This is a genomic window from Dietzia sp. 111N12-1, from assembly GCF_001658045.1.
Classification (GTDB): domain Bacteria; phylum Actinomycetota; class Actinomycetes; order Mycobacteriales; family Mycobacteriaceae; genus Dietzia; species Dietzia kunjamensis.
On the sequence record NZ_LSSV01000038.1, the window covers coordinates 189,307 to 210,709 of the forward strand.

Below are 21,403 nucleotides of genomic sequence, written 5' to 3' on the forward strand. Positions count from 1 at the left end.
CGCGGCTGCGGCGGGGCAGCTGCGGCGGAGCGGCGGGGCAGCTGCGGCGGGGCGCGGCTGTGGCGGGGCGGCGGGCAGAACTGCGACAACCGGCAGGGATTGGGCCGGCGGCTCAGAGCAGGTCGTAGCACCGGCGGATCCGGTCCAGCCACCAGTCGCGGACCTCACCGCTCACACGCAGGCCCTCCAGCCTCGCCGGGTCCGGCGCCACCGGGCGGACCGGGAGACAGCCGTCCTCGAGGGCGAACGTGCCCGGTTCGACCACGTCCTCGACGAAGAACCCGCCGGTGCCCAGACCTGCGGCGGGAATCGCGTTGTCGTCGTCGGGTCCGGGACGGCCACGCCCCGCACCACCGGGCATCGCGGCTGCCGCGGCGACCCCCGCGGCGACGCCCACCGCCGAGTCGAGGGCGCTGGACACGGTGACCGGCACCCCGAGCTCTGCGGCCACCGCGAGCAGGCAACGCGGCCCGCCCAGCGGCGCGACCTTGACCACCGCCCGGTCGGCGCCGCCCGCCCGCACGACGCGCAGGGGGTCGGAGGCGCGGCGGATGGACTCGTCGGCGGCGACGTCCACGTGCACCCCGTCGGCGGCCAGGCGCTCCCGCAGCGCGACCAGCTCCTCCACCGTCGCGCAGGGCTGTTCGGCGTACTCCAGGCCCGGCCCATCCAGTGAGACCGGGCCGGTGCCGGGGCCACGCGCGACGTCGTCCGCACGCACCGCCTGGTCCAGCACCCGGATCGCGTGGGCCGCCTCGGCGACCGACCACGCCCCGTTGGCGTCCACCCGCACGCGCGCGCCGGGGCGGGCCTGGAGGACGGCGGCGACGCGGGCGACGTCGTCGACGAGCTGCTGCCCGGACTCGGCCACCTTGACCTTGACCGTCATACAGCCCGGGAAGCGGTCGAGGATCGCCGCGACGTCCCCGGCCGCGACCGCCGGGACCGTGGCGTTGACCGGGACCCGGGAACGCAGCGCCGGCGGCGGGCCCTGCCACGCCATCTCCAGCGCGGAGGCCAGCCAGTGGGTGGACTCGAGATCGTCGTACTCTCCGAACGGACCGAATTCGCCCCACCCGGCGGGGCCATCGATCAGCGCGACCTCACGTTCGGTGACGCCGCGGAACCGCACCCTCATCGGCAGGGCCACCACGTGCACGCGGGCGAGCAGATCGTCGATCGACTCGGGGCCCGGTACGGATGTCATGGCTCCACGCTAACGTCGAACCCATGACCGAGAGCAGCGCACCGCAGGACCAGGCCACCGGAAACCCGCTCGACCCGTCGCAGTGGCGGGAGGTCGAGGGCTTCCGGAACGGGGAGGACCTGACCGACCTGACCTACCACCGCCACGTGGGCGAGGGCCGTGTCAACGGGATCGTGCGGATCGCGTTCGACCGCCCCGACGTGCGCAACGCGTTCCGCCCGCACACCGTGGACGAGCTGTACCGCGTCTTCGACCACGCGCGCCGCTCCCCCGACGTCGGCACCATCCTGTTCACCGGCAACGGGCCCAGCACTCGCGACGGCGGGTGGGCGTTCTGCTCGGGTGGCGACCAACGGATCCGTGGCCGGTCCGGATACCAGTACTCGACCGAGCACGACTCGGACGTCGCCGGCGCCACGGCCGACAAAGTCGACGAGGCGCGCGTCAAGGCCGAGGGCGGGCGGCTGCACATCCTCGAGGTTCAGCGGCTCATCCGCACCATGCCGAAGGTCGTGATCTGCCTGGTCAACGGGTGGGCGGCCGGCGGTGGGCACTCGCTGCACGTGGTGAGCGACCTGACCCTGGCCTCCCGCGAGCACGCCCGGTTCAAGCAGACCGACGCCGACGTGGGCTCCTTCGACGCCGGCTACGGCAGCGCCTACCTGGCCAAGCAGGTGGGCCAGAAGTTCGCGCGCGAGATCTTCTTCCTCGGCCAGGCGTACACGGCCGAGGAGATGTTCCACATGGGTGCCGTCAACCGGGTGGTGGACCACGCCGAGTTGGAGAACACCGCCATCGAGTGGGCGCGGCAGATCAACGGCAAGTCGCCCACCGCGCAGCGGATGCTCAAGTTCGCGTTCAACCTCACCGACGACGGACTCATGGGCCAGCAGGTGTTCGCCGGTGAGGCCACGCGGCTGGCGTACATGACCGACGAGGCGGTGGAGGGCCGCGACGCGTTCCTCGAGAAGCGCGAGCCCAACTGGGACGACTACCCGTACTACTACTGAGCAGGCGGCGACGCGAGCCGCGGATACAGTGCTCACATGACGAGTAAACAGCGCGGTCCACTGGAGCGCGACACATGTCGCGACCTCGTGGTGCCCGCCCTCCGCACGGCTGGCTGGGCGGCAGAGGCGATCACGCCGGAGTATGCGCTCGCTCAGACGATGCGAACAGGGCCGGATGGCACGGTCCAGGCGCTCCCCGGTCGGCGCGTGGATTATGTTCTCGAGATCGCCCCGGGTCAGCCGGTCGCAGTCGTCGAAGCCAAGCGTGCGTACCGCTCGGCTCGAGATGGGCTCCAACAGGCACTCGATTACGCCAAGAAGCTCGAGGTCCCCCTCGCCATCGCGACGAACGGGTCCGAGATCATCGTCCATGACCGCTCGGCCGGGACTGAACGGAAGGTGGACGGATTCCCCACGCCTGTCGAGGCGTGGGACTCCTACCGCACATTCATGAAGCTCGAAGGGCCGGAGGCCGACCTCCTCCTCGAGCCACTCAGTAGGAGGAAGGTCTCGACTGACGGAACGATCCACGAACCCCGCTACTACCAGGCGCTGGCGATCAGCGCGGTCCTCCGGGCGATCGCCCGAGGTGATCAGCGGATCCTGCTCCTCATGGCCACTGGCACGGGCAAGACGTTCACCGCCATGCAGATCGTCGCCAAAATTCTCGGATACCAGGAGAAAGTGCGGCCCGAGGAAAACTACAGGGTGCTCTACCTGGCCGACCGGGACGTGCTCCTCACTCAGCCGATGCGTAACGACTTCGGTCCGGCCTTCGGCAACGAGCGGCTGCAACGTGTCCGGCTGGGCGCCGACCAGAGCGGGGAGCTGTACTTCGCGAGCTACCAGGCGCTGCACCAGGGGGCTGCCGGTGAGGAACTCCTCGAGCAGTTTCCCCGAGACTTCTTCGACCTCGTCATTGTCGACGAGTGCCATCGCGGAAGTGCCACCGCCAACTCCCGATGGCGCGGCACCCTCGACCACTTCGCCTCAGCGATCCACCTCGGACTCACTGCCACTCCGCGCGACGACACGGTCCACAGCTACGAGTATTTCGGCAACCCGGTCTATCGCTACTCCCTCCGCGACGGGATCGAGGACGGCTACCTCGCCCCCTACCGAATTCGGCGGGTGATCCTCGACGCCGACGCAGAGGGCTGGACGCCCGACCCCGGGCAGCGGGATCTCTACGGACGCGAGATACCTGCGGGGGTGTACACCACTCGCGACTACGAGCGCGCCCTCTCACTCCTGCCTCGCACCAAGGCCATGGCCCACCACCTGTCCGGGCTACTTCGGCAGAACCCTGAGCACAAGGCGATCGTCTTCTGTGTGAGCACGCAGCATGCCGACGACGTTCGGTCCGCACTCGTCGTCGAGAACCCGGACCTCGTCCGCGCGGATCCTGAATGGGTCGTCCGGATCGTCGGCGTGGAGGAGGAGAAGGCGCGTCTACTCGAGGCGTTCTGCGACACGGAGTCGGCGTCGCCCGTCGTCGCCACCACCTCCCGGCTCCTGTCCACCGGCGTTGACGTTCCCGACCTGCGGTACGTCGTGATCTTCCGACCGGTGGGCTCGTCCATCGAGTTCAAGCAGATCGTCGGCCGAGGCACCAGGCTCTTCCCCGAGGGCGGAAAATCGGTATTCGAGGTGGTCGACTACGTCGGTGCCTCTCAGCATTTCAGTGACCCGGACTTCGACGGCACGCCCCCCGACATCACGATAGAGACGACGGACGGCAGTGGCGACGTCGTCGAATCGATTTCCGAGCCCGGTAGCGACTCGACCGGAACCGGCGCCCCCGCCCCCGCGCCCGCCGACCCGACGCTGAACGAGCCCGAACCCGAGTTTCGGACCGAGGACCCTGACGACGTCGACAACCCCGGCGGGACCAGAGAGCCCCGAACTACTTACGTCGTGGTCGACGGCGTCGTGACGGTGACCTCGGAGGCGGCGATGGTGATCGACAGGTCGACCGGCGAGCCACGGATGGTCGAGGTACGGACTGTGGTCGAGGGCACCATGTCCGGTTACGGGGACGCCGCCTCGCTCGGCACGCTGTGGGCGGACGAGTCCACCCGCCATGAGATCCTCGAGTCCCTGGCGGGGCGGGGAATCGACCTTGACGGACTCAGGGCACTTGCAGACGAGTCGGGTTCCGACTTGTTCGACGTGCTGCTCTCGATGGCGTTCCAGACGCCGGTCCGGACCCGGGCCGAGCGGGCCCGCCGTGCACGGGAATCGCACGCCGAGGAGATCCGCGCCCAGAGCGAGGCCGGCCGAGCCGTTCTCGTCGGGCTCCTCCAGCGGTACGAGGAATTCGGCATCGACGACATCTCGATGCGCACCGTCCGGCTCCGGCCGATCTCTAACGCGGGGAGCATTACCGAGATCGCCAGTGCGATGGGCGGCCCAGACGCCCTGCGCGAGGCAGTTCGCCAGGTTCCCGACTGGCTATATGGCGCCTAGCTACATAGTAACTTTAGTTTTGCGCATAAGTGCATGGTATAACTATATGGTTCTTTGATTTCGCGCTGATGGTAGGCTCATTGCATGACCGCCTCCTCGCTCGACCTACGCCGCCGCCTACACGCGGTCGCGTTCGGTCAGGCGGGCTATTTCTCGTCCGCCCAGGCCGTAGAGGCCGGGTACTCGCACCAGGCGCAGAAGTACCACGTGGACGCCGGGAACTGGACCAGGGTCGACCGTGGCATCTTCCGACTCCCCGACTGGCCGCCTAGTCCCGAGGACGAGTATGTCCGGTGGACCCTGTGGAGCCGGGGTCGCGGAGTTGTCTCGCACGAGTCGGCTCTTCGCGCCCACAGCCTCTCAGACGCCAACCCGGCGCGCCTGCACTTGACGGTGCCCCCGGGGTTCCGCGCCCAGGACGATTTCGTGGTCACCCACATCGGTGAGCTCGATCCAGCCGACCGAATCGATTACCACGGGTGGTCGGTCACCTCGATCCCACGCACTCTCGCCGACGTCGCGGGGACCGAATCAGTTTCGCAGGAAATCGTCGACGACGCGGTCCGTGGCGCCCTCGCCGGCGGGAACACCACGGAGCGCCGACTCCGCCGCCTCGCGCACGACCTGCCCGCCGTCGCCGCACTCCGTCTCGAGCGCGCGTTGGGAACCGTGGCCCGTGACTGACGCCCGCGCCCGGAGCGTCAATCACCGGCTGCGCAACCTCGCCGCCGAGCACCGAGTTGATCCGCTCCGCCTACGCAACCGCGTGCTCTTCCAGCTCGTCCTGCGGCGTCTCGCGGCCGACCGTCGCTGGGTCCTCAAGGGCGGATTCGCCTTGGAGACCCGTCTCTGGCTTGACGCCCGCAGCACCAAGGACCTCGACCTGGCTCGACTCAGCGCCGGATCTCCCGACGCCGACGAGCTGCACGACCTCCTCGACGAGGCATTGGACCACGATCCGGGAGACGGCTTCCGTCTAGTCGCGCGGGCGCCCCGGCCCGTCCGCGCGGAGGACGAGCTTCCCACCACGTGGCGGGTGGTGATCGAGGCCTATCTCGGTTCGACCGAGTTTGGGGTCGTCACTCTCGACGTCGTCACCGCCGACCACCTTGACGACGACGAGGTGGAGCACCTGCTCGTCGAACCGCTCCTGCTGGGCGAGCCGTTCACCGTTCCCGCCGTGGACGTAGACCGGCACGCAGCCGAGAAGCTGCATGCCTACTCGCGGATCTACGCGCACAACCGCCCGTCGTCCCGAGTCAAAGACCTCGTCGACCTCGCATTGCTCCTAGACCGTGGCCTCGTCGATCCGACGCGGTTGGGTGTGCGACTCACCGCGGTCTTCACCGATCGTGACGGCGAAGCGCCGCCGGCCGACCTCGAACCACCGCCCGGGTCGTGGGCCGAGCCGTTCGCCGCGATGGCGGCTGATCTCGGGCTCACCCACCCCGACCACGCCTCCGCGTTCCGCGCCGTCCGCGAGACGTACCTGACCGCACTGTCCCGCATGCCCCCGACCGAGAAAGACCTCCCATGAGCGCCCGCGTCACCGCGAAGGAACCCACCACCCAGGCCCGGCTCCAGTCGGTCATCAAGACCTCCCGGCAGATCATGCGCAAAGACGCGGGGCTGAACGGCGAGTTGGACCGCCTGCCCCAGCTGGCGTGGCTGTTGTTCCTCAAAGCCTTCGACGACCTCGAAGAGGAGCGCGCGCTGGTCAACGAGGCCTACGAGCCCGCACTCCCCCAGGCGCTCCGCTGGTCCACCTGGGCGCACGAGAAGTCCGTCACCGGCGACCCCCTGATCGCCTTCATAAACGAGCGGTTGATTCCACACCTGCGCACCGTCCACGGATCGGGTCGGCCAGGGGACCCCCACGACACGCTGGGGCACGTCTTCGCCGACGTTCGGAACCGGATGCAGTCCGGGCACCTTCTCCGGCAGCTGGTCGACCAGGTGGACAAGATCAGCTTCACCTCCCGTGACGAGGTGCACACCATGGCCATGTTCTACGAGACCATGCTCAAGGAGATGCGGGACGCCGCCGGTGACTCCGGCGAGTTCTACACCCCGCGTCCGGTGATCAGGTTCGTGGTGGACCAGGTCGACCCGAGGCCCGGCGAGAAGGTCCTCGACCCAGCGTGCGGGACGGGCGGGTTTCTCTCCGAGGCCTACCGGCACATGACCGCCGGGGACGTCTCGGCCGCCGATCACGAGAAGGTCTCCGCCGGGTTGCGCGGGATCGAGAAGAAAGGCTTGCCCTACCTGCTGTGCCAGATGAACCTCCTGCTCCACGGCGTGGATCGGCCCAACGTCACCGAGGGCAACGCTCTCATCCACCCGCTTTCTGAGGTCAAGCGGGACGGCGTGGACGTGGTGGTGACCAACCCACCGTTCGGTGGCGAGGAGGAGCGGCTGATTCTCGAGAACTTCCCCACCACCTTCCGCACGGCCGAGACGGTGTGGCTCTTCTTGCAGTCCGTCATGGCTCGCATCGAGAAGAGCCCGCGCGGGCGATGCGGGATCGTCGTGCCCAACTCGGTGCTCTTCGACACCGGCGTGGGTGGGCGAATCAAGAAGGACCTTATGACGCGGTTCAACCTGCACACCGTGGTCCGCCTCCCCAACGGCGTCTTTGCTCCGTATACCCTCATCCCCTCGAACATCCTGTTCTTCGAGAAGGGCGGGCAGGGCCCCGTGTGGTTCTACGAGGTGCCGCCGCCGGAGGGGCGCAAGAACTACACCAAGACCAAGCCCATGCGCTACGAGGAGTTCGAGACCTGCCAGCGGTGGTGGGGCGGCGCGAGCCGCGAGGGCAGAGTCGAGAACGAACAGGCGTGGAAGGTCGATTACGCAGATATCGAGGCCGGCGGATTCAACCTCGACCTACACAACCCCCACCGCCCCGACGCGCTGGACCAGCGGCCTCCCGCCGAGCTGATTGCCGATTTGATCCAAACGGAGAAGGAACTCCTGGCGGTCTATGAGGAAATGCAGGCGGCCATCGCGGAGTTCGAGCTGTGAAGGTCGATTGGGTGCCGCTTGGGGAGGTTGCCTCCCTCCGCCGATCTCCTGTCGACGTCGACCCGACAGCTTCCTATCGCGAGATCGGGATTCGGTCCTTCGGCAAGGGTTGCTTCATCAAGGAGCCGGTATCCGGCACCGAGATCGGCGACAAGAAGATTTTTCAGATCAAGTCCGGCGATCTGTTATTCAGCAATGTCTTCGCATGGGAGGGCGCGGTCGCAGTTTCCGACGAGCGACACGAGGATCTAGTTGGCTCGCACCGTTTCATGACGTGGGAATGCACCCCAGAGAGGGCGAGCGCAGAGTTTCTCCGTGACTATTTCCTCTCCGATCGCGGGCTCGCGGAACTTAGGAAGGCATCTCCGGGCTCCGCCGGACGCAATAAGACACTGTCGATCAAGAACCTCGAGCGCCTGAGAGTTCCCCTCCCCTCGCTCGCCGAACAGACCCGAATCGCCGAGCACCTGAGACAAATCGGACGCGAACACAAGAGCACCACTCGCCAAGATCCCTCGAGAGTCGCACTCGACTCGACCTTGTCCGCGTGGTTGGGCCAGCTTCCTGCGGCACCACTTGGCGAGCTGATTGAGTTCGCTCCAAAGCCAAGAAAGGTCGACAGTGCCGATGAAGTGCAGTTCGTACCTATGGCAGCAGTCGACCCTATTACAGGAACTATCACCAATGTTGAGGTGAAGTCTCGCGGCGAAGTCGGAACCGGCTACAGGCAGTTCATTCCTGGTGATGTGATATTCGCCCGGATCACACCGTGCATGCAGAACGGCAACTGTGCGATATACGTAGACGAGCTGGGTCGCACCGGATACGGGTCTTCCGAGTTCTTTGTCCTCCGCGCTTCTTCACCGGAATTTGCAGAGTGGGTGTGGCGCGTCCTCAGAACTGAGTGGTTTACATCGCAGGCAAGAAGGGCCTTCACTGGTACCGCCGGACAACAGCGCGTTCCCGCCGATTTTGTGAAGACTGTTGCCTTTCCTCTGCCGGGCGACGATGAGCTCGCGGGCGCAATCGAACGGATTCGCACCATCCAGGAGCTTCGCCTCACGTCGGCAAGTCTCCACGGCAAGCGCAACGAGCTCGCCGTCGCCGTCCTGCCCGCCGCCCGGAACGAGATCTTCACCGCGATGCACTGACGCTCCGCCACGCCTCGCCGGCCACCACCACGTGGTCAAGGAACCGAAGTCCCACCTCCTCCGCGGCGGACCGGATCCGGTCGGTGGCGGCGCGGTCGGCGGCACTCGGAGTGGGATCCCCCGCCGGGTGATTGTGCGCGAGCGCCAAGGCGGCCCCATCGTGACGCAACGCGACGGCCAACACTTCACGGATTGGCAGGCTCGTCGTCGTCGACCCTCCCCGCGCCACGGACTCCACACGCGTCACCCGGTTGCGGCCGTCGGCCACCACCACCAGGACCTCCTCGCGCGTGGCAGAGCCGATCAAGGGGATGGCGACGGTAGCAATATCAGCCGACGAGCCGAGGATTCGCCCCTCGGCCGGGCCCTGGACGCGGCCGGCGAGTGCGAACGCGGCCACGATCCTGCATGCCTTGGCCGGGCCAATCCCGGGCAACCGGCCGAGGTCCGCCGCGGTGGCCCGGGCCAGTCCGGCGAGCGAGCCGAACTCTGCCACGAGCCGCGTGGCCAGGGCGACGGCGTTCTGCCCCGCTACACCAGAGCCGACATGGATGGCGATCAGTTCGGTGTCGCTGAGAGCCGACGGGCCGAATCGCACAAGCCGCTCACGAGGGAGGTCGTGGGCGGGGAGATCCCTGAACGGGGTGGCCATGGCACCGACCGTAGGTAGCCGGCCACCGAAGCGTCCACCCCTTGAAGCGCTCTGTGGAAAAGGTCGACAACCATCCACAGGACTATGACTATGACTCCGACCCGACTGTGCGGGCACTAAGACGCCCGGCGGGTCGTCGCGCATCCGGAGCGCAAGTCTGGGGTTGTCGCCGAGCGCGGCGGCCATACGGCGCCCTTCCCACCGGACCGCGGGGGCTGGCCGCGACCGGGGTCATCGGCGCAGCGGACGGCGGCGGGGCCAGACGCGAGTCCCGGCTCGCGAGCACCCTATGTAGGGCCCAAATGCCACAGCATCGGCTCAGGCGTGGACATCGCGATGGGCATCTGCGGGCGCTCGACAGTCAGTCCGGGCTACGCGGCGCAACGGCGTAGTGGCGCGGCTCGCGACGGAGTGGCTCGGAGGGGCACAGCTGCGGATAGGGTCTGCAGACCATGGCCAAACCCCGCGACACGCGCGCCTGCCGCGAACTGCGCACCCTGCCCGTCCCCGGCGGCCCGGCGGTCGCCGAGGTGTTCCCGGCACTCGCGCGGATGCTCGCCGACCGCGGGCCGGCGCTGCTGCCGGTGCCGGCCGACGACCCGGTGCGCTCCCGGATCCTCGTCGACAGCCAGCGCCCCGGCGACCCGATCGACGACCGCACCGCCCTGGTGGTGAGCACCTCCGGGTCGACCGGAACACCCAAGGGCGCGATGCTCTCCGCCGCCGCGCTCGCCGCCTCCGCCGAATCGACCGACACCGTGCTCGGCGGGCCCGGCCGGTGGCTGCTCGCGCTGCCCGCGCACCACATCGCCGGGTTGCAGGTGATCCTGCGGTCGCTGCGCGCCGGGCACGAGCCGGTCGTGATGGACGTGACCCGCGGGTTCGACCCCGCGTCCCTGCCCGACGCTGTGGCCGCGTGCCGGGCGGGGGCCGGGACCGGGACCGGAGGGCCCGCGACCGGGGGCGGGACCGGAGGGCCCGCGACCGGGGGCGGCAGCCCGCGCGCGTACACCTCGCTCGTCCCGGGTCAGCTGGCCAAGGTCCTCGACGACGGCCCGCCCGACGCCGTGGCCGCGCTCGCCGAGCTCGACGCGGTCCTGCTCGGCGGGGCCGCGGCCGCACCGGAGCTGCTCGCCCGCGCCGCGGACGCCGGCATCCGGGTAGTCCGGACCTACGGCATGAGCGAGACCGCGGGCGGATGTGTCTACGACGGCGCCCCGCTCCCGGGGGTGACGGTGGAGGTCGACGACGACGAGGGCCGCGTCTGGCTGGCCGGCCCGCAGCTCGCGTCGGGGTACAGGAACGCACCGGATCACCCCGCGTTCGCCCGGGCGGGATGGTTCCGCACCGACGATGCCGGGACGCTCGACCCCGGGGGCGGGCTCCGGATCCTCGGCAGGGTCGACGAGGCGTTGAGCGTCGGTGGGCTCACGCTCCTCCCGCAGACCGTGGAGGATGCACTCCGCACGCATCCTGCGGTGGTCGACGTCGTCGTCGTCGGGATCCCGGACGAACGGCTCGGGACCAGGCCCGTCGCGGCGGTCACGCTCCGCTCCTCCGCGTCGCCGGACGACCTGCGCGCACACGTGGCCGCGTCTCTGGGGGCGCACTCGGCCCCTGCGATCGTCGCCGTGCTGGACGCGTTGCCCATGCTGCCGGGCGGCAAGGTGGACCGACGCGGCGTCGCCGCGGGCTTCCTCGATGGGACAATCGGGGCATGAGCCGCGAGACCGATCCCGTCATCCACCGCGAGACCCCTCCCGCCAGCGACGCCGACGCCGCCACCACCGAGCCCGGGGGCGCCACGTTCTCCCACTGGCTCGAGGGCGCCCGCCCCCGCACCTGGCCCAACGCGTTCGCCCCAGTGCTCGTCGGCTCGGCGGCCGCGGCGCTCGCGGGCGGGTTGGTGTGGTGGCAGGCGATCCTGGCGCTCGTGGTGGCGTGGTCGTTCATCGTGGGCGTCAACTACGCCAACGACTACTCGGACGGCATCCGCGGCACCGACGACGACCGCGTGGGCCCGCTGCGACTGGTGGGCTCGGGACTGGCCCGGCCGACGACGGTCAAGCGCGCCGCGTTCGGGTTCCTCGGACTGGGCGGACTCGCCGGGCTGGTGCTCAGTGCGACGTCGGCACCGTGGCTGATCCTGGTCGGGGTGGCCTGCATCCTGGCGGCCTGGTTCTACACGGGCGGCAGGTCCCCGTACGGCTACCGCGGTTTCGGCGAGGTCGCGGTGTTCGTGTTCTTCGGCCTGGTCGCCGTGATCGGTACGCAGTTCACGCAGCTCGGGTCGGTCACCTGGTACGCGGTGGTGGCGGCCGTGGCGGTGGGGAGCTTCTCCTGCGCGGTGAACCTCACCAACAACCTGCGGGACATCCCCTCGGACACCGAGTCCGGCAAGATCACGCTGGCCGTGCGCCTGGGCGACTCGCGGACCCGCGGCCTGCACGCGGTCCTGGAACTGCTGGTGCCGCTCTTGGCGACGCTCGCACTGATCCCGGCGACGCCCTGGGCGCTGCTGGGGCTGCTGTCGTTGCCGGTGGCGTGGAAGGCCAACGCGCCGGTGCGCGCACGGGCGACGGGTGCCGGACTCATCCCCGCGCTGACGATGGCCGGGATGGCAATGCTCGCGTGGAGCGTGCTGGTCAGCGCCGGGTTCGTGATCGCCTCGCTGTGACACGGCGGTGCGCGTTCACCCCGGCGGTCCGCGGAGGCCCGGCGACGAGCCCCCCGCGCCCGGCGCGGTACAGACGACGGCGGCCGGCCCCCACCTCGGGGACCGGCCGCCGTCGATGTACGTGCGGACTACCTGCCGGATGTACTGAGTGCCGAATGTGCTGAGCGCCGGGTGGCTACTTGCCGAGTGAGCCCTCGGGCACGGCGTTCCAGGCGGACTGGATCCCGTTGTTGAGGGCCAGGGCGGCACCGCGGAGGGCGTCCTTGACCTGCTCGGGCACCGGCAGCGTGTCGATGTCGGCGATGGTGATCGTGCCGGGCGCCGGAGGGGCCACCGGCGCGGCCACGGGTGCCGGAGCCGGGGCCGGGGCCTGCGCGGGACGCGGTGCCGGGGCGCCGCCGCCACCGGTACCGCCGGTGGTCCCGCCCGCACCGCCGGTGACGGTGACCGTGGTCGTCTCGGTGCGTACCGGGACGCCGAAGATGAAGGCGGTCGCCACGGGCTCGTACACGCCCGCGACGGTGGGGGTGCCCCTGATCGCGGTGGTGGCCGGATCGTAGGACAGCCCGGGCGGCAGGCCTCGGAACTGGATCGAGGCGCCGGGGGGCGGAGTGACGTAGTCGCTGACCCGCCGCTCCATGTACTCGCCGACGCGCAGCGTCAGGGACGGCAGGGCCGCGGGTGCCACGTCGGTGGCCTCGACGACCAGGGGCGCGTGGTCGGGCGCCTCCGCCTGGCCGGACGCGACCCCGACCGCGGCCATGGCGGCGAGTGCGAGGGAGGAGGCGACGACAGGACGGGAGATATGCATACACGCCTTTCGGTGGTTACCGCCGCGAGATCACGACCGCCCCACGGTAACCCAGGAATGCACCACACCCCGGGGCCATCTCACGAAGTGAGACGACCCCGGGGTGGAGGTGGTCACCGGCGACCTACCCGGCCGCCGGGAGCCTGTAGATCAGCCGCGACCGTTGGCGACCGTCGGCCCGGGGGCCTGGACCCTGTTCGGGGCGCCGGCGGCGACAGTCGGCGCACCAGCGGCCACGGTCGGGGCGACCGACCCGGAGGAGCCACCGTTGCCGGTGTCGCTCGATCCGCCGGTGGTGGTGCCGCCCGTGGTGGTCGAACCCGGCAGGGCAGGCAGGATCGCGGTGGAGCCCGGGATCGAGGAGCCGCCGCCCAGCGCGAGGCTGAGGCCGGCGATGCCGAGGAGGGCGGCGCCCGTCAGCGCCAGCCCGGGGGCCAGCGCCCCGAGGGAACCGGTGTCCGCGGGGAAGGACGAACCCGGGACGGTGATCTCGCCGCCGCCGGTCAGGTCCCCACCGGTGACGATCTCGGCGCCGGTCTGGGTTCCGCCGGTGGTGGTGGAACCGGGGATCGTCGAGCCGGTCGTCTCGGTGTCGCCGTCGGTGGTCGAGCCGGTCTGGGCGCCCGAGTCGATCAGGGAACCGAGCGGGGCCAGCGGGCCCAGGCTCTGGGTGTCCAGGCCGCCGGTGGCATCGCCGGTCGCCTCCCCGGTGGCGGTGGAGCCCGGGGTGCCGAGCGAGCCGTTGGCCGGGGCGTCGGTTCCGGGACCGTCGGCGTCCGGCACGTCCGGGGTCTCCGGTGCGCCGTTCGACAGGCTGCCGAGGCCGAGCCCACCGTTGGCCGCGCTGCCGAGCGGGCCGGTCGGCGCATCCGGGGCGTCCGGGTTCTCGGGGGTGACTCCGCCCTGACCCGTCGAGCCTGCGGCGAGCTCGGCAACGGAACCGGCGTCGCCGCCGAGGGAGGAGACGATGCCCGCCACGGCGCCGAGGATCGCGTCCGTGCCGTCGGAGCCCGTGGTGATCTGGCCACCGGCCTGCGCCTCGCCGCCCAGGCTGCCCTCGACTGCGGCCGTCCCCTCGCCCGAGGCGCCGGCCGGCGCGGAACCATTGGCGTTGTTGATCGTCAGGGTGACGGGAATCGTGACTAGTCCGCCCATGCCCCGACCGGTCACCTGAATGGTGTACACGCCCGGAGTGGTCACCGCGCCCGAGATGCGGCCGTTGCCGTCATACTCCAGCCCTTCCGGAAGTCCGGTGACGTCCTCGACGACGAACCCGGCCGACTGAGTGGCCTGGACGAGCGCTCCTGCGTTGAAGGAGAACTCCGCCCCGGCGTCGAACGAGGGGGCGGCCACGGCGACGGTCTGGATGTCGTCACGGACGGTGGGCGCATCGGGAGCGGCGATGACCATTCCGCCCACGAGCGCGACCGCTGCTGCGGCTGCGACGGGGGCGGCAAGGCGACCCCGGACGATACGACGAGGACGGGCGAGGCGAGCACGCATCGGCTGGTTCCTTCCGGAGGGGTTCAGATCGCTCACTCCGCGGAACGGGAGGGCAGACCATTACGAGTGCCACTCTAACCACATGCACACCGACTGTCTACTTCTGTCACATAATTCACTCGGTTCTCGTAAGTCACACCAGTAACACACCCCCTGGGTATATTCGCGCGCGCGGATCCGCGCTCACCGCTTCGGCATGCGCAGCGCCGCAGGGAGACGGCCGCGGGAAAATCACGGCGGCCCGGCCCCCGTGTCGGGGCCGGGCCGCAGGAGACCGAGAGGCGGGGTCAGGAGCCGGGGACCGGGACGGAGGTCGCGAGCGCCGCCTCACCGGCATCCGCGTCGTCCGAGTCGACACCGTCCCGGTTCGCACCGTCGGTGCTCGCGTCGTCGGAGGCGGCGATCGAAGTTCCGGTTCCGGCCTCGTCGGCGGAGGTCGTGGTGGTGGCCGGGGAGGACGTGGTGGAGCTGGCGGTGGCCGTGCCGGTGACCGTGCTGACAGGATTGCCGTCACCGTCGACGATCACCGTGACCGGCGGCGGGACCATCTCGCCGCCGAAGACCAGCGTGCACAGGCCCTCGCTGAGCGAGCCGGCCTCGCCGACCAGCGCCGACCCGCGCCCCTCCCCCGCGACCACGTCGAGCAGGTTCGGGAAGGAATCCAGCGCCGAGGTGATCAGATCCATGACGCCGGTGGGGACGCCGTCGATCCCCAGCAGCGGGGAGAACTTGGCGACCGAACCGCCCAGGGCGGGCAGCTCGCAGGCCGCGTCGGTCTCGGGCACCAGGTCGCCGACGCTCGTGTCGTCCCCGCTGCCGGAGTCGAGGCTGCCGGAGTCGAGGCTGCCGGACTCGAGGCTGCCGGACTCGAGGCTGCCCAGCGAACCGCCGCCGAGTGAGCCCGCGTCGGCACCCTCGCCGTCGGTTCCGTCCTCGCCGGAGGCGTCGCCCGAGGCGCCCCCGGACCCTCCGGCGAGGCTGGCCGCGTCGGGGTCGCCCCCCTCGAGGCTGCCGAGCGAGATGCTGCCGGACGCGGCCTCACCGGGGAGGGCGTCATCGTCCTGCGCGTTGACGACGGGGACGGACAGGGCGACCAGCGTGAGTGCGGCGGCGGAGGCGGTGACGACCTTGCGGGTGAACATGTGTGATGGACCCTCTTCGACGGCGACGGAGGTAATCGAGCCACTGCGCCCCACCGGGCCGCCTGAGGTCGACAGGGGGACTCTATCGCCCCGACCCGCGCCCCGTGGGGACATTGCCCGGGGGCGCGGGGAAGGTCACTGCCCGAGGCTGCCCGCGCCGGTCGTGAGCAGACCCAGCAGCGCGGCGGGGCCGTCGCCCGGAACAGCCGCACCGGTCGTCGCCCCGCCCGTGGTGGCATCGCCGCCCGCAGTGGTCGTCGCCCCGCCCGTGGCGGTCTCTCCACCGGTCAGGCCGCCGAGCAGCGACGGGGAGATCGAGCAGAGGATCTGACCCACCGAGCCGAGGCTCTCGACCGAGCCGCCCTCGCCGAGCACGGACGGGAGCAGGTTGACGACCGTGTTGAGCAGAACCATCACGAGTCCGGCCGATTCGGCATCGTCGCCACCGGTCACCAGCGGCACCAGCTGGGCCAGCGAGGCACCGTCCATCTGCCCGTCCCCGACGACCGCGCACAGATCCGGGGTGGCGCCGACCTCGTCGTCGTCGCCGGTCGTCTCACCGTCGCCGGCGCCCGTTCCGTCACCCTCATCGCCGGCGAGGGTGTCGTCCTCGGCGGTCGGATCACCGGGGACCGCCGAGAGCGTGGGGTCGGACTGCCTGGCGGTCGTCGTGGTCTCGTCTGTGGTGGTCGCCGTGGTGGCCGCCGGGCTCGTGGTGGCCGGGCCCGTGGTCGTCTCCTCATCCTCCGACGGGGCAGCCGCGCCGTCGGTGACGGTGATGGCGACCTTCTCCGACTGCGAGATCCCCGAGTTGGAGACGGTGACGAGCACCTCGTACTCGCCCGCGCGGGTCGGCGTTCCGGAGATGACCCAGCCGTTCTGCGTCAGGCCGTCGGGCAGGCCGGTGACCTGCACCGTCGTCCCGGGCGGGATGGCGCCGCCGGCGGCCTGGGCGACGACGGGCTCGAGGTCGAGATGGACGGCCGTACCGAGCGGGAGCTCCTGCGCACCGGCCTGGCCGGTCGCGTTCTGGGTCAGCTGGATGTCGTCGGCGTCGACGGCGGTGGGCGCTCCCATCGCCGCGACGGTGCCACCGCCGACCACGGCGAGCGCGGCGAGGGCGCCACCGAGGGCGAGGGAACGGGAACGGGGGGCGGTGCGGTGCGAGCGTCGCTGGAACATGAGGTCACCTTGTCGTCCGGGAGCTGGGCACGACCGGGTCCGGCCCAGTCACACAGGTACCATACGTCACATCAGTCACATGGGCCACAGGTGCGGCGCCGTGTCCGACCGGGTCTCCACAACCGGGGTCCCTACACTCACCTCCGGACGCCACGCCGCGACGGAAGGACCCACGTGACCCCACCCCCCGAGATCGCGATCCGGGCCCACGGCCTGCGCAAGACCTATTCCCACGGGCGGGTGAAGGTACGCGCACTGGACGGCGTGGACGTGGCGATCGACAAGGGGCGCTGGACCGCGGTCATGGGCCCGTCCGGCAGCGGCAAGTCCACCCTCATGCATTGCCTGGCCGGCCTGGACACGCCCGACCACGGCACGGTGTCGATCGGGTCGACGGAGATCACCCGACTGGGTGACGCGGGACGCACCCGGCTGCGCCGCACCCGGGTGGGCTTCGTGTTCCAGTCCTTCAACCTCGTACCGGCGCTCTCGGTGCGCGAGAACATCGCGCTCCCCGTACGCATGGCGTTCCGCCGCCCGGACCGGTCGCGCCTCGACTCGCTGGTCGGCGAGCTCGGGATCGGCGACCTCCTGAAGCGACGTCCGCACGAGCTGTCCGGCGGCCAGCAGCAGCGGGTGGCCATCGCCCGCGCCCTCTTGCCGCGCCCGGACGTGGTGTTCGCCGACGAGCCGACCGGCAACCTCGACTCCGAGTCCGGCGAGTCGGTGCTGGGACTGCTCGGCGCGTGTGTCCGCGAGGCCGGCCAGACCGTCGTCATGGTCACCCACGACGCGCACGCCGCCGCCCACACCGACACCGTGGTGGTGCTGGCGGACGGCCGGATCGCCGACGAGGTCCCCTCCCCCACCCCCGAGGCGGTCCACACCGCCATGCGCGCACTCACCGGCAGCCGGCCGGCCACCGCGTGAGCCCCCACCTGGTCCTGGGTCAGCTCCGCGCGCACGCGGGCCGCTACCTGGGCACCATCCTGGCGATCGCCGTGGCCGTCGGCTTCGTCCTGGCATCCGTGGGCGTGCTGCGCACGATGACCGCCAGCGCCGACGCGACCTTCGGGATGCGGTACGCGGACACCGCCGTGCTCGTGCAGAACCTCGGTGACCGCACCTCCGCCGGCACCGATGCCGCGCGCGAGGAGGTGGCGGAGGCCCAGCGGCTCGGTCTGGAGGCCATCGCCACCACCCCGGGGGTACGGGCCGTCACCGTGGACGCGCGGACCTACGTGCGGGTCCGCGTCGAGGGACGCGCCCAACAGGTGACGACGACGACGGCACTCGCCACCGACGACGGTCTGCGCTGGCAACCGCTGGCCGACGGGCGGCTCCCTGAGGTGCCCGGAGAAGTCGCGATCCGCAGTGACGCGGACCTTCCTCTCGGCGCCACGTTCGAGGTGCTGCCGAGAGCCGACGGCGATCCCGCCGTCGTCACGGTGGTCGGGTTGTTCGACCTGTCAGGGCAACCGGACATGAACTCGGCGTTCCCGCTCTACACCGTCGACGCCCAGGTACAACAGTGGGCGCCGAACGGGGCCGGCGGCGATGTCCGCGTGGCCGGCGACGGCACGGTGCCAGACGCGGCGCTGGCGGCGGAGATCGAGCAGCGACTGGACCCGATCCCGGGCACGTCCGGCGTCGAGGTGTCCACCGGCGCGGCCGAGGCAAACGCCCTCGCGGAATCCTTCATCGGCAGTCGAGACGTCTACACGCGCGCCCTGCTGGCCTTCACCGTGCTGGCCGTCGCGGTGGCCGCCCTGGTCATCGGCACGACCTTCGCGGTGGTGTTCGCCGCGCGCGTCCGGGAGACCGCGCTGCTGCGCTGCCTGGGTGCCTCGCGGCTGCAGTTGCGACTGTCCGGGATGGCCGAAGCCCTGGTCGTCGGCGCCGTGGCGACCGCCGCGGGGTTGGCGTTGGGTCGGTTCGCGGTCTCACTCGCGGCCCGGGAGGCCCCCCGACTCGGCGTGACGATTCCCCTGCAGGAGGTCAGCGTCCCCGGATCCGCCTATCTGCTCGCCGCCGCGGTGGGCGTGGGCGTCACCCTCGTCACCGCTCTCCCGCCCCTGTGGCGCGCCACCTCCGGCAGCCCGCTGGAGGCGCTGCGCCCGGCCGATGTACGGCCCGACCCGTGGTGGCGGCGGCTGGCTATGGTCGCGGTGGGTGCCGTGGTGGGCGCCTTCGGCTGGCACTCGATGTCGGCGGCCGTCGAGGCGGGGGCCGTCGTCGAGGCCGGCGCGTGGGGCGTTCTCGCGTTCCTGGGGATCCTGGCCGTGGTCGCCGGTGCCCTGCCCACCCTGCTCGGGGCGCTCGGCAGCGTGGTGGGAGTGCTGCTCGGCCCGGTGGGTCTGCTCGGCGCACGGAACATCGCCCGCAGTCCGCGCCGCACCGCCGCGACTTCCGCGGCCGTTCTGGTGGGCGTGACGCTCACCGCGACGATGGTGACCGGCATCGCCCTGCTCGGACCGGCGATCCAGGCCAGACTCGTCGACCGCGTCCCGCTGGACATCGCCATCACCGCACCGGGCGGTGAGACCCTGCCCGAGGCGCTGCCGGGGACGCTGGCGGAGCTCCCGGGCGTGGACGAGTCCCTGGTCGTGACCGACATGTACGCGGAGGGCCCCGGGGGAAAGCGCACGGTCCTCAGGGTCGCCGACCCGGAGCGGGTCGGCGACGTGATGCGCCGCGACGTCGTATTGCCCGGGCCCGGGGAGATCGTGCTCCCGGAGTCCTCCCCCGTGGCCGCCGGTGCCCGCGACGGCGAGACCGTCCGGTTCACCTTCTTCTCCGACGACGACGGTCGCGACCTGGTCGTGCGTCGGACGAGCGATCAGTGGGCCCTGGCCGCGCCCGGGAGCGTGCCCGCCTGGCCCGTGGCGCAGTTGCCCGACGGGTCCCCGTGGCCGGAGGGCGTGGAGGTGCCCACCCAGTTCGTCCCACGCACCGAGGTCTGGCTGCGCATGGATGACTCCCTGGCCGGTCAGCAACTCGAGTCGGCACTGCAGGGCGTGCGTTCCGCCGTCGTGGACGCCGCGCCCGATGCGGCCGTCACCGAGAGCTTCGCCTCCCGCGAGCAGATCGCCACCTCTGTCCGGACCGTCCTCACCTCCAGCTCGTTGTTGCTGGCGGTGGCGGTCGCACTGGCCCTGGTGGGGGTCGTCAACACGCTCACGCTGGCGGTCCGGGAACGGACCCGGGAGATCACCCTGCTCAGAGGTGTCGGGGTCACCCGCCTCGGCGTGTGGCTCATGCTTGTCCTCGAGACCGCGTTGGTGGCCGCCTGCGCCGCAGCCCTCGGCGTGCTGCTGGGGGCGGCCTTCGGCATGGCCGGGGCGGCCGCGCTCACGGGGACCGGTTCCGGCGCGGGAGGCATCTTCAGTGACCTCGGTGGGGTCGGTAACGATGGTGTACCCGTGGCCGATCTGGTGAAGGTGGGGTTCGGGGGCGTCCTCGCGGCTGTCCTCGCCGCCGGCGTCGCCTCCGTCGGGGCGGTCCGATCCCGGGTCGGGACGGGCTAGATTCTCGCGCTTCCCGCCCGCCCTTCAGGGTGAGAAAGAATCCACCCCGTCCGTCCGGTAGCCATCCTTTGACAGAACTGAGACACTATCGTTATGAGAACTCGGGTGCTCCTCGTCGCCGGCGCAACAGCGCTGGTGGCCGCGTCCTGCGCGCAGCCGGAGCCACAGGTGCTCTCCGAGGCGCCGCGCTCCGCGTCCGCTACGGAGGTCGCATCGCCGACCACCACCACCGAGCGCGACGAGCAGCCCGGGAAGTTCATCGCGCGCTGTGCGACCGAGGCCGACGGCGGGACACCCGGCCTGACCATCTTCACCGACGGGTCGCAGAACGTCACCGATCACTGCCTGAGCCGGTACTACATCGGGGTCCAGCCCGCCCCCGGGGCGCTGTACGTCCCCGACGAGGAGGCCGGGACCTACGCGCCTCCCAGCGAGACCGCGCCCGTCGAGACGACGGGTGAACAATGGACGCCCGCCCAGCCACGGACCGATATCGGATTCGAGGATGATCAGGAGCTCCTCGGCGACGAGGAGACGACCACGAATTCGGATGAGCCGGGCACCGAGGATCCCGACACTGACGATCCCGACACACCGGCGACCCCCACCGACGGGACCTCGCCCACCTCGCCCACGACGCCACCGACGACCGAGCCGGGCAGCACCGAGCCGGGCGCGACGGATCCGACCACGCCCGGAACCAGCACTCCCGGAACCAGCACTCCCGGAACCTCGGAGCCCGGCGACACCACCCCCACCCGGACCGGGTCGTCCGAGCCGACGACGGTGCCCACCGTCACCGAGGCACCGCCGGAACCGCAGCCGGGCCCGCTCACATCCGTGATGTCCGCCGCCCCGTCAGGTTCGGTCGGCCCGTCGGGTTCAGTCGGCCCGTCGGGATCGGAGACCCCCGCCGAGTCGGGGACGTCAGTGGGGGTTCCCGCGTTCCGCTGGCCCGGCTCGTTCTGGCCTGGCGGCCCGCAGAGCTGACCCCGCAGAGGCGAGTTACCCGACCGGACGGACGTGACGCCCGGCCGGGTGCCGGAAG

At 70.9% G+C, this 21,403-nt stretch carries 17 protein-coding genes; 11 read left to right on the forward strand and 6 right to left on the reverse strand.

Going from position 1 to position 21,403, the window contains the following annotated elements; all coding sequences use genetic code 11:
• Positions 1–112: 112 nt before the first annotated feature.
• Positions 113–1,207, reverse strand: a complete 1,095-nt coding sequence (locus tag AYO52_RS10750) for an o-succinylbenzoate synthase (protein WP_067716878.1) — start codon at positions 1,205–1,207, stop codon at positions 113–115.
• Positions 1,208–1,230: 23 nt separating this feature from the next.
• Here AYO52_RS10750 and AYO52_RS10755 point away from each other — a divergent pair, with 23 nt between their 5' ends.
• The 6 genes from AYO52_RS10755 (at position 1,231) to AYO52_RS17755 (ending at position 8,861) form a co-directional block, all read left to right on the forward strand.
• A complete protein-coding gene (locus tag AYO52_RS10755; protein WP_067716881.1) occupies positions 1,231–2,217 on the forward strand; it encodes a 1,4-dihydroxy-2-naphthoyl-CoA synthase in 987 nt (328 codons plus the stop codon).
• A 36-nt stretch (positions 2,218–2,253) separates the two neighbouring features.
• Positions 2,254–4,686: an EcoAI/FtnUII family type I restriction enzme subunit R gene (hsdR, locus tag AYO52_RS10760; protein ID WP_067716883.1), complete on the forward strand. Its 2,433-nt coding sequence runs from the start codon at positions 2,254–2,256 to the stop codon at positions 4,684–4,686.
• A gap of 84 nt (positions 4,687–4,770) precedes the next feature.
• A complete protein-coding gene (locus tag AYO52_RS10765) occupies positions 4,771–5,370 on the forward strand; it encodes a type IV toxin-antitoxin system AbiEi family antitoxin domain-containing protein (protein WP_067716886.1) in 600 nt (199 codons plus the stop codon).
• The gene (locus AYO52_RS10770; RefSeq protein WP_067716888.1) at positions 5,363–6,223 is read left to right on the forward strand and encodes a nucleotidyl transferase AbiEii/AbiGii toxin family protein; all 861 of its coding nucleotides are present in this window, start codon (positions 5,363–5,365) and stop codon (positions 6,221–6,223) included. The genes AYO52_RS10765 and AYO52_RS10770 overlap by 8 nt, the downstream gene beginning before the upstream one ends.
• Entirely contained in the window at positions 6,220–7,710 is a 1,491-nt protein-coding gene (locus AYO52_RS10775) for an N-6 DNA methylase (protein WP_067716891.1), read from the forward strand. Before AYO52_RS10770 ends, AYO52_RS10775 begins: the two co-directional genes overlap by 4 nt.
• A complete protein-coding gene (locus tag AYO52_RS17755; RefSeq protein ID WP_082923941.1) occupies positions 7,707–8,861 on the forward strand; it encodes a restriction endonuclease subunit S in 1,155 nt (384 codons plus the stop codon). The genes AYO52_RS10775 and AYO52_RS17755 overlap by 4 nt, the downstream gene beginning before the upstream one ends.
• On the opposite strand, the gene AYO52_RS10780 is transcribed toward AYO52_RS17755, so the two are convergent.
• Positions 8,845–9,513 (reverse strand): RadC family protein, encoded by a 669-nt coding sequence (locus AYO52_RS10780; RefSeq protein ID WP_067716893.1) that lies wholly within the window; start codon positions 9,511–9,513, stop codon positions 8,845–8,847. The genes AYO52_RS17755 and AYO52_RS10780 overlap by 17 nt on opposite strands.
• 452 nt (positions 9,514–9,965) lie before the next feature.
• Here AYO52_RS10780 and AYO52_RS10785 point away from each other — a divergent pair, with 452 nt between their 5' ends.
• Both AYO52_RS10785 and AYO52_RS10790 read left to right on the forward strand, forming a co-directional pair.
• On the forward strand, positions 9,966–11,234 hold the full coding sequence (locus AYO52_RS10785; RefSeq protein ID WP_067716896.1) for an AMP-binding protein: 1,269 nt from the start codon (positions 9,966–9,968) through the stop codon (positions 11,232–11,234).
• Positions 11,231–12,190, forward strand: coding sequence for a 1,4-dihydroxy-2-naphthoate polyprenyltransferase (locus tag AYO52_RS10790; RefSeq protein ID WP_253702082.1), 960 nt, complete (start codon positions 11,231–11,233; stop codon positions 12,188–12,190). Before AYO52_RS10785 ends, AYO52_RS10790 begins: the two co-directional genes overlap by 4 nt.
• 175 nt (positions 12,191–12,365) lie before the next feature.
• Here AYO52_RS10790 and AYO52_RS18715 read toward each other — a convergent pair whose 3' ends face one another.
• The 4 genes from AYO52_RS18715 to AYO52_RS10810 form a co-directional block, all read right to left on the reverse strand.
• Positions 12,366–13,001 carry a hypothetical protein gene (locus AYO52_RS18715; RefSeq protein WP_067716899.1) on the reverse strand — a complete coding sequence of 212 codons (636 nt, stop codon included), beginning with the start codon at positions 12,999–13,001 and terminating at the stop codon, positions 12,366–12,368.
• Positions 13,002–13,151: 150 nt separating this feature from the next.
• Entirely contained in the window at positions 13,152–14,504 is a 1,353-nt protein-coding gene (locus AYO52_RS10800) for a hypothetical protein (RefSeq protein ID WP_067716902.1), read from the reverse strand.
• A gap of 287 nt (positions 14,505–14,791) precedes the next feature.
• Positions 14,792–15,646 carry a hypothetical protein gene (locus AYO52_RS10805; protein WP_067716905.1) on the reverse strand — a complete coding sequence of 285 codons (855 nt, stop codon included), beginning with the start codon at positions 15,644–15,646 and terminating at the stop codon, positions 14,792–14,794.
• Positions 15,647–15,781: 135 nt separating this feature from the next.
• Entirely contained in the window at positions 15,782–16,828 is a 1,047-nt protein-coding gene (locus tag AYO52_RS10810; RefSeq protein ID WP_067716907.1) for a hypothetical protein, read from the reverse strand.
• 174 nt (positions 16,829–17,002) lie between these two features.
• Here AYO52_RS10810 and AYO52_RS10815 point away from each other — a divergent pair, with 174 nt between their 5' ends.
• The 3 genes from AYO52_RS10815 (at position 17,003) to AYO52_RS10825 (ending at position 21,345) form a co-directional block, all read left to right on the forward strand.
• Positions 17,003–17,758 carry an ABC transporter ATP-binding protein gene (locus tag AYO52_RS10815; RefSeq protein WP_067716910.1) on the forward strand — a complete coding sequence of 252 codons (756 nt, stop codon included), beginning with the start codon at positions 17,003–17,005 and terminating at the stop codon, positions 17,756–17,758.
• Positions 17,755–20,355 (forward strand): ABC transporter permease, encoded by a 2,601-nt coding sequence (locus AYO52_RS10820; protein WP_067716913.1) that lies wholly within the window; start codon positions 17,755–17,757, stop codon positions 20,353–20,355. Before AYO52_RS10815 ends, AYO52_RS10820 begins: the two co-directional genes overlap by 4 nt.
• A 93-nt stretch (positions 20,356–20,448) precedes the next feature.
• On the forward strand, positions 20,449–21,345 hold the full coding sequence (locus AYO52_RS10825; protein ID WP_067716916.1) for a hypothetical protein: 897 nt from the start codon (positions 20,449–20,451) through the stop codon (positions 21,343–21,345).
• Positions 21,346–21,403 lie beyond the last annotated feature (58 nt).

Excerpts from the sequence above, each read along its gene's own strand:
- AYO52_RS10750 (WP_067716878.1), bottom strand. The coding sequence starts at position 1,207 with ATGACATCCGTACCGGGCCCCGAGTCGATCGACGATCTGCTCGCCCGC.
- AYO52_RS10755 (WP_067716881.1), top strand. The coding sequence starts at position 1,231 with ATGACCGAGAGCAGCGCACCGCAGGACCAGGCCACCGGAAACCCGCTC.
- hsdR (WP_067716883.1), top strand. The coding sequence starts at position 2,254 with ATGACGAGTAAACAGCGCGGTCCACTGGAGCGCGACACATGTCGCGAC.
- AYO52_RS10765 (WP_067716886.1), top strand. The coding sequence starts at position 4,771 with ATGACCGCCTCCTCGCTCGACCTACGCCGCCGCCTACACGCGGTCGCG.
- AYO52_RS10775 (WP_067716891.1), top strand. The coding sequence starts at position 6,220 with ATGAGCGCCCGCGTCACCGCGAAGGAACCCACCACCCAGGCCCGGCTC.
- AYO52_RS10780 (WP_067716893.1), bottom strand. The coding sequence starts at position 9,513 with ATGGCCACCCCGTTCAGGGATCTCCCCGCCCACGACCTCCCTCGTGAG.
- AYO52_RS10785 (WP_067716896.1), top strand. The coding sequence starts at position 9,966 with ATGGCCAAACCCCGCGACACGCGCGCCTGCCGCGAACTGCGCACCCTG.
- AYO52_RS10790 (WP_253702082.1), top strand. The coding sequence starts at position 11,231 with ATGAGCCGCGAGACCGATCCCGTCATCCACCGCGAGACCCCTCCCGCC.
- AYO52_RS18715 (WP_067716899.1), bottom strand. The coding sequence starts at position 13,001 with ATGCATATCTCCCGTCCTGTCGTCGCCTCCTCCCTCGCACTCGCCGCC.
- AYO52_RS10800 (WP_067716902.1), bottom strand. The coding sequence starts at position 14,504 with ATGCGTGCTCGCCTCGCCCGTCCTCGTCGTATCGTCCGGGGTCGCCTT.
- AYO52_RS10805 (WP_067716905.1), bottom strand. The coding sequence starts at position 15,646 with ATGTTCACCCGCAAGGTCGTCACCGCCTCCGCCGCCGCACTCACGCTG.
- AYO52_RS10810 (WP_067716907.1), bottom strand. The coding sequence starts at position 16,828 with ATGTTCCAGCGACGCTCGCACCGCACCGCCCCCCGTTCCCGTTCCCTC.
- AYO52_RS10825 (WP_067716916.1), top strand. The coding sequence starts at position 20,449 with ATGAGAACTCGGGTGCTCCTCGTCGCCGGCGCAACAGCGCTGGTGGCC.